Raw genomic sequence first — 7,772 nt, 5'->3', positions numbered from 1 at the left:
GCTTGGCAATATCGAAATGGGTAATCAATAGTTCGGGAAGGAGAACCTTCAGTAGGTCAATGTATGGATCCAATACAGTCAGTTTTTAAAACAAAGTTCAAACTATAAATTCAATTTACACACAACTTTTGAGATTGACCCGTGATTTTACTAATTTTATACCAATAAAATTGCAAATGAAAAAGACTATAATACCTACACTACTGCTTCTTTTGTCAATGTCCGTTATGGGTCAAAGTTCACGCCCTGCCTTTAAACCAGGTGAATGGCTAAAATTTAGGATACACTATGGCATCCTAAATGCCAGTTATGCCACATTGCACTTGACTTCCGAAAACTTGGACAATATTCCCGTATATCACGTTGTGGGCAAGGGGAGGACTACCGGATTTGCAAGTATCTTTTTTAAGGTCGACGATACCTACGAAAGCTATTTTGGCCGTGAACACGGTAAACCCTACAAGTTTATCCGAAAAATAGATGAAGGCGGTTATACCAAGGACATAGAAATTGAATTTGATTACGATAAGGACAAAGCGATTCTGATTGACAATAAAAATGATACAAAAAAGAACATTGCCATACATGATGGGATCCAGGATTTGATTTCCGCTTCGTATTATTTAAGAAGCAACTACAATCTTGAAGAGTTTGAAGAAGGGGAATCCATTAATTTGGATATGCTTTTTGACGATGACGGGGTTTTTAAGTTCCAGTTAAAATATTTGGGAAAAGAAATCCTTAGGACCAAGTTTGGAAAGGTAGAATGTCTTAAATTTAGACCTTTGGTTCAGTCCGGTCGTGTTTTTAAGGAAAAAGAGAGTCTTACGCTTTGGGTTTCCAATGATTGGAACAAAATACCCATTCGGATCAAGGCAGATTTGGCCGTAGGATCATTAAAGGCGGACTTAGACGGCTATAATGGACTTAAGAACCAGTTTAAAATAATAATGGATTAGTATCGAGATTAATGGATAAGGATGCAAAAATCGCTTCCCAAATCAATAAACTAGAGGAAAAGTTCAAAAACTCGGGGCAGGACTTAAGTTCTTACTTGGATGGACTCCTTTACGAGAGATATCTTACTTATTGGGATTATATCCGCTTGGATACCTTGCTCAGTCTTCAAGTACCGCGAACACATTTTCCGGATGAGGAAATCTTCATCATGTACCACCAGATTACAGAGCTGTACTTCAAACTTATTCTACATGAACAAAAACAGATTGTTGAAGACAAATCCCAGGATGTAGCATTTTTTATAGAAAAAGTTCGAAGAATCAACAGTTACTTCAAGGCTCTTATATCCTCCTTTAGTATTATGATCAAAGGTATGGAAAGGGAGCAATTCCTGCGTTACCGAATGGCCTTGCTTCCGGCAAGTGGATTCCAATCGGCACAATACAGGATGATAGAGTTCTACGCAACCCCGTTGGAGAATATGGTACATCCATCAGAAAGGGGGTTGTTTTCTTCGGAAAACAGCATAGAAGAACTTTTTGAACACGTATATTGGAAAAAAGGAGCAACCGATTTGGCAACGGGCGAAAAAACCCTTACACTGAAACAGTTTGAGGTAAGATACACGCCCAGACTCTTGCGGATTGCCAATCAGGTAAAGAAAAGTACCATATACCACAAATATCTTCAACTACCCGATGCATCCAAAAACAATGAAGAACTGATTTCTGCGTTAAAGACAATGGATTTGAATGCCAATGTAAATTGGCCGTTGATGCACATGGGATCGGCACATAGATATTTGGCAAGGGAAGGCCAAGATGTCGAGGCAACTGGAGGCACTAATTGGAAGGACTATTTGCCGCCAAGTTTCCAGAAAATAATTTTTTTCCCAACTTTGCATACCAAAGAAGAGTTGGATACATGGGGCAAACAATGGGTCGATCATGTTTTTAATCCCGAAAAAGAAGAATACAAGGAATAAGAAGAGAAATGCGGAAAATTATTGGGGCGATATTGACGCTGGCAGTGCTCATATCGTGTAAACAGACGAAAGAACCGGTTATTAATGAAGTAGCAAAGGCAGAACCGATAGAGAAACTTCCAGTGCTGCGCTATGGTTTTAATTTGGATGAGTTCAATGTAGTCCACGATACTGTCCGCAGTGGCGATAGTTTTGGTGAGCTTATGCTCAAGAACAAGGTAGATTACCCAAAAATTGCCGCCATTTCCGAAAAATATCGAGATACTTTCGATGTCCGCAAGATCATGGTAGGCAAACCCTACCTAATCCTTAAATCCAAGGACACTTCCGAGGTTGCCGAAGTCTTTATCTATCAAAACGATAAAATAAACTATACGGTGGTAGACCTCCGCGATTCTACCAAAGCCTATAAGAGCAAGAAAAAAGTAACGTTGGTAGAGCGTGAGATAGGAGGGGTTATCGATCATAGTTTGTCCATGTCCATTGATACTTTGGGAGTGGATTACAATCTAACCTTTGCGCTTTCCGATATATATGCATGGACCATCGATTTTGGACGATTGGACAAAGGAGACAAGTTCAAGGTGGTTTTTGATGAGCGCTATATCAATGACAGTATTTATGCAGGCATTGGTTCTATAAAGGCAGCTTATTTTGAGCATAAAGGAAAAGCCATTTATGCTTTTCCCTATATATCAGATGCCACTAACCATATTTTGGAGTATTTTGATCAAGATGCCAATAACTTACGCAGTACCTTTTTACGTGCACCGGTTAAATTTAGGTATCGTTTGTCATCTCGCTATAACCTTAAAAGAAGGATAGCTTACTATGGTTACAAAGTTCGGCCCCATAAAGGAACAGATTTTGCCGCACCAATAGGAACGCCAATTGTGGCTACCGCGGATGGAACCGTAACGGAATCTACCCGAAGGGGCGGCAACGGAAAATATGTCAAGATCAAGCACAATAGTACCTACAGCACTCAATACCTCCATATGAAGGCACAAAATGTAAAGAGAGGTGACTTTGTGCGCCAAGGCGATGTAATTGGTTGGATTGGAATGACGGGAAATACTGGAGGCCCCCATGTTTGCTACCGTTTTTGGAAGAATGGAAGACAGGTGGACCCATTTAAAGAAGAACTTCCCGCTGCAGAACCCATAGCAGATTCGTTGCGCGCAGACTATATGGCGCATATTACCCCCTTAAAAGAACAATTGGACTGTGTCGAATTTGTTGATCCAACCCCAGAAGAACCTGAAGAAACCTTAATATCATACACCCAATAATGGCACTACCCACAATCAACCCTACTACCACTGAATCTTGGAAAAAACTTCAGGAACATTACAAAGAAACCGAGGAAGTACATTTAAGGGAATTGTTTGCGACCGAAGAAGACCGTGGCAAAAAATACGCTATACTTTGGAACGATTTTTTGGTGGACTACTCAAAAAATAGGGTTACCGATAAAACCTTGAAGTTGTTGTTGGATCTGGCCGACGAAGTGGGATTGAAGGACGCTATTAAAAGCTACTTTAATGGAGAGCTTATAAACCAAACCGAAGGAAGGGCCGTGCTGCACACCGCCTTGCGGGCCAAAAAGGGGGGTAAGGTTATTGTTGACGGAGAAAATATTGTTGATGAGGTTTTTGAGGTCAAGGAAAAAATCAAATCTTTTTCAGAAGCCGTTATTTCTGGAGAAAGAAAAGGGCATAGCGGTAAAGCCTTTACCGATGTGGTTAATATTGGAATCGGCGGGTCGGATTTAGGACCTGTGATGGTGACCGAGGCATTGAAGTTCTATCAAAATGACCTAAAAACGCATTTTGTGAGCAATGTGGACGGTGATTTAGTTCACGAAGTGTTGAAGGAACTCGACCCCGAGACCACTTTGTTCGTTATCGTATCAAAGTCGTTTACCACGCAGGAAACATTGTCCAATGCACTGACCATTAAAAAATGGTTCTTGCAAAGTGCATCCGAAAAAGATGTGGCCGATCATTTTGTGGCAGTGTCCACCAACCTTGAAAAAATCAAGGAATTTGGTATAGCCGATAACAATGTATTCCCCATGTGGGATTGGGTCGGCGGTCGATTCTCGCTGTGGAGCGCCGTTGGATTATCCATTGCGCTTTCCGTTGGTTATGAAAACTTTGAAGCCCTTTTGACCGGAGCCAATGAAATGGACGACCATTTTAAGGGAAGCCCGTTTAAAGAGAATATTCCGGTGGTGTTGGGCTTAATCAGTGTTTGGTACAACAACTTTTACAAGGCAGAGACCGAGGCCATCATCCCATACACACAATACTTGCACCGCTTTTCCGCATATTTGCAACAAGGTATTATGGAAAGCAACGGAAAAAGTATGGATAGAGCTGGAAACAGGGTTGGACATGAAACCGGTACCATAATTTGGGGCGAGCCGGGAACCAATTCGCAACATGCCTTCTTCCAGTTGATGCACCAGGGAACAAAACTGATTCCAACAGATTTTATCGGGTATAAGGAATCATTGCATGGCGATGTGGACCATCATAATAAATTAATGGCCAACTTTTTTGCACAGACCGAAGCCTTGATGAACGGGAAAACCGCTGATGAGGTAAAACATGAACTCGAGTCCCAAGGCTTGTCAGGTGAAGAACTTCAAAAACTGCTTCCTTTCAAAATCTTTGAGGGAAACAAACCTACCAACACCATTTTAATTAAAAAGCTTACGCCCAAAAGCCTAGGTGCATTGATTGCACTTTACGAGCATAAAATATTTGTTCAGGGCGTAGTTTGGAATATCTTCAGCTATGATCAATGGGGGGTGGAATTGGGCAAGCAATTGGCCAAAAATATTTTGATTGACATCGAGAATTCAAAAATTGGCAAGCACGACAGTTCCACGTTGAACCTTTTACATTTTTTTAAGGAGTAGGCTGCTATCTTCTCAAATTAGGAACAAAACCGTAAACAATTGTTTGTCAGTTAACTTTATTTGTTAATTTAGTGTTAACTATATTTGCCCGATTTTAACTTTGACTTAATCGCAGAGTGTCAAAAATGAATCACATTTGCAGGGCTAATTAAACACTTAAACACTGAATTAAATGAAAAGAATTTACTTGGCTTTTGCGGCTATTTTTATTTCCGCGATGGCATTTGCACAAGGAACTCTTACTGGTACTGTAGTTGACGGCGAGCTTGGCGGTCCGCTTCCAGGAGCCAGCGTTGTTGTTAAAGGTACCTCTAATGGTACATCTACAGATTTTGATGGTAACTTTACTTTGGAGGTAAACCAAAGTTCGGGAACATTGATTGTTTCTTACATTGGTTTTATTAAAAAACAGGTTGAATTTACTTCAACAGGAAATCTCGGAACAATTGAATTGTTGCCAGATGCACAAGAATTGGGAGAAGTTGTTGTAATTGGTTCGGGTATTATCGACCTTGAAGAAGACAGAAGTACACCAATTGCTGTAACCACAATTAAAAGAGACGAAATACAAGCTGTTTCTGCTGGTAACGTGGAATTCCCTGAGGTAATGAAAAATGTTCCTTCTGTATATGTTTCCAACCAAACAGGTTTTGGGGATTCACAAATGTTCTTGAGAGGTTTTGATCAAACCAACACGGCCTTCCTATTGAACGGACAGCCCATCAACGGCATGGAAGATGGAAGAATGTACTGGTCCAATTGGGCTGGTATGGCAGACATTGCCAATGCAGTTCAGGTACAAAGAGGGCTTGGCTCTTCCAAATTGGCCATTTCATCAGTAGGAGGTACGGTTAACATCGTTTCTAAAGCTACTGAAAAAAGGGAAGGCGGTTTCGGTCGTTTTATGGTTGGTAACGACAGTTTCTTTAAGACAACTGCTTCTTACGATTCAGGAATCAATGAGAATGGCTGGGGATTCTCAGTTATGCTAGATCATTGGCAAGGTCAAAGAAAGTTTGCTGAAGGAACTAAAGGACAAGGTCAGAATTATTTCTTCTCTGTGGGTAAACTTATCGGAGACCATAACTTCAACTTTTTGGTTTTTGGTGCCCCACAATGGCACATGCAGCGTTGGTCACAGCCTTTGGAAGTTGTTGAAGCCAAAAGAAAATATAATCAACACTGGGGATTTGATGAAGGTGAATTGGAGTCTGAAAGAACGAACTTCTACCACAAGCCGGTCATGAACTTAAACTGGGATTGGGATATTTCAGATAAATCAGACCTTTCAACAGTGCTTTACGCATCTTGGGGTCGTGGTGGTGGAACTGGACCAAGAGGTAATAGTGCCCTAAGATTACCAGATTATCCTGTTGCTGGAGGAATAGATGGACAAATTGACTATGCGGCAACACGTGAAAGAAATGCTCAAGTAGGTATCGGTGGTGATTATAGTGCACCAAATGGAGCTGGTTATATCCGTCGTGCTTCTATGAACAATCACCAATGGTATGGAATGGTATCCAACTTTAGTCACGACCTTAACGACAACCTTAGTTTTAACGTTGGTGCCGATTTCAGATTTTATACAGGTGATCACTTCAGGCAAGTAGCTGATTTTTATGGGCTTTCTGGATGGTCTAACGACAGGCCAGATGATAGAGTCGTTACTGAATCTTTTAGTATAAATCCATGGAAAACCTTGACAACATTTGCTGATGAAGACGAGAGAATCAACTACGATTACTCCGAAGATATTAACTATCAGGGAATGTTCGGGCAGGTTGAGTATGCTGAAGAAGCATTCTCCGTATTTTTTCAAGGAGCAATATCTAACCAATCGTATCAAAGGGAAGATAGATTCGCTACGGACATCAATGGTAATCAGACTACCCAAACATCCGACAAGGCTAACAAGTTTGGATACAACCTGAAAAGTGGTGGAGCATATAACTTTGACGAAAAAAACACTGTATATGCCAATGCAGGTTTCTATTCCCGTCAACCTTTCTTGGATAATATTTTTTCAGGTACAGCTGAGCTGGCTGATCCAGAAGTTGAAAATGAAGAGATTACAGGCTTGGAAATTGGATATAAATTCAACACATATGATTTCCAATTCACAATTGATTTGTATAGGACAGAATGGGCTAACAGATTTATAGCCAATGGTAACAGTATTGTTGATATAGCTACTGATACAGAAGTAGATATTAACCGTGAACAAACTGATGTAACACAGTTGCACCAGGGTATTGAGCTTACTGCCCGATGGAGAGCGGCTCAAGGATTGATAATTGGGGGCTATACTTCTATTGGAGACTGGGTATACTCTGGAAGCACTCCTTACAGAACAAGAGATTTTAGGGATAATACATACTTCACCAATGCTCAAATTGATGATTATACCGATCAAAATGGTGACCCACTTCCAGCAAACTTCTTTGATGGAAATGTGAATCTTGATGGAGTTGAGATTAGCAATGCACCTCAGTTTGCCATGGGTCTTAACGCTGACTATGATTTTGCAAATGGATTTGAGGTTGGTTTGGATGTGAACCACTTTAGTAACCTATATGAGTTCAATGATGTAGCTGATGTTGTTGCCGAAGGAAATTCTTATGAAACCTCAAAGTTGGATGCTTACACGTTATTTGATATGACAGCAGCATACACATTTGACTTTGGAACAAACAAAATGGAATTAAGAACAAACGTTTACAACTTGTTCAACCATGCTTATTTGAACCAAACTGATGCCTTCGGTGTTTTTTATGGAAACGGTCGTACTTTTAATGCAAGTGTGACTTACAGGTTCTAATCGTTATACCGATACATAATATCAAAAGCCCTTCTCTAAAGTGAGGGGCTTTTTTTATGTCCAAAATTCCGTACTTT

General features: G+C 40.5%; 5 protein-coding genes. All 5 read left to right on the top strand.

Annotated features, from left to right (window positions below):
• Nucleotides 1-176: 176 nt before the first annotated feature.
• Nucleotides 177-959: a DUF3108 domain-containing protein gene (locus AC13CC_RS02435; RefSeq protein ID WP_326279486.1), complete on the top strand. Its 783-nt coding sequence runs from the start codon at nucleotides 177-179 to the stop codon at nucleotides 957-959.
• Nucleotides 960-970: 11 nt separating this feature from the next.
• Nucleotides 971-1,945: a tryptophan 2,3-dioxygenase family protein gene (locus AC13CC_RS02430; RefSeq protein ID WP_482877857.1), complete on the top strand. Its 975-nt coding sequence runs from the start codon at nucleotides 971-973 to the stop codon at nucleotides 1,943-1,945.
• Between the two features lie 8 nt (nucleotides 1,946-1,953).
• Nucleotides 1,954-3,237, top strand: coding sequence for a M23 family metallopeptidase (locus AC13CC_RS02425; protein WP_326279483.1), 1,284 nt, complete (start codon nucleotides 1,954-1,956; stop codon nucleotides 3,235-3,237).
• Nucleotides 3,237-4,874 carry a glucose-6-phosphate isomerase gene (gene pgi / locus AC13CC_RS02420; protein ID WP_482877856.1) on the top strand — a complete coding sequence of 546 codons (1,638 nt, stop codon included), beginning with the start codon at nucleotides 3,237-3,239 and terminating at the stop codon, nucleotides 4,872-4,874. The genes AC13CC_RS02425 and pgi overlap by 1 nt, the downstream gene beginning before the upstream one ends.
• Before the next feature lie 172 nt (nucleotides 4,875-5,046).
• Nucleotides 5,047-7,695 (top strand): TonB-dependent receptor, encoded by a 2,649-nt coding sequence (locus AC13CC_RS02415; RefSeq protein ID WP_482877855.1) that lies wholly within the window; start codon nucleotides 5,047-5,049, stop codon nucleotides 7,693-7,695.
• Nucleotides 7,696-7,772 lie beyond the last annotated feature (77 nt).

This window comes from Flagellimonas sp. L-11 (genome assembly GCF_056857735.1).
This window is presented reverse-complemented; position numbering and strand designations above follow the sequence as displayed.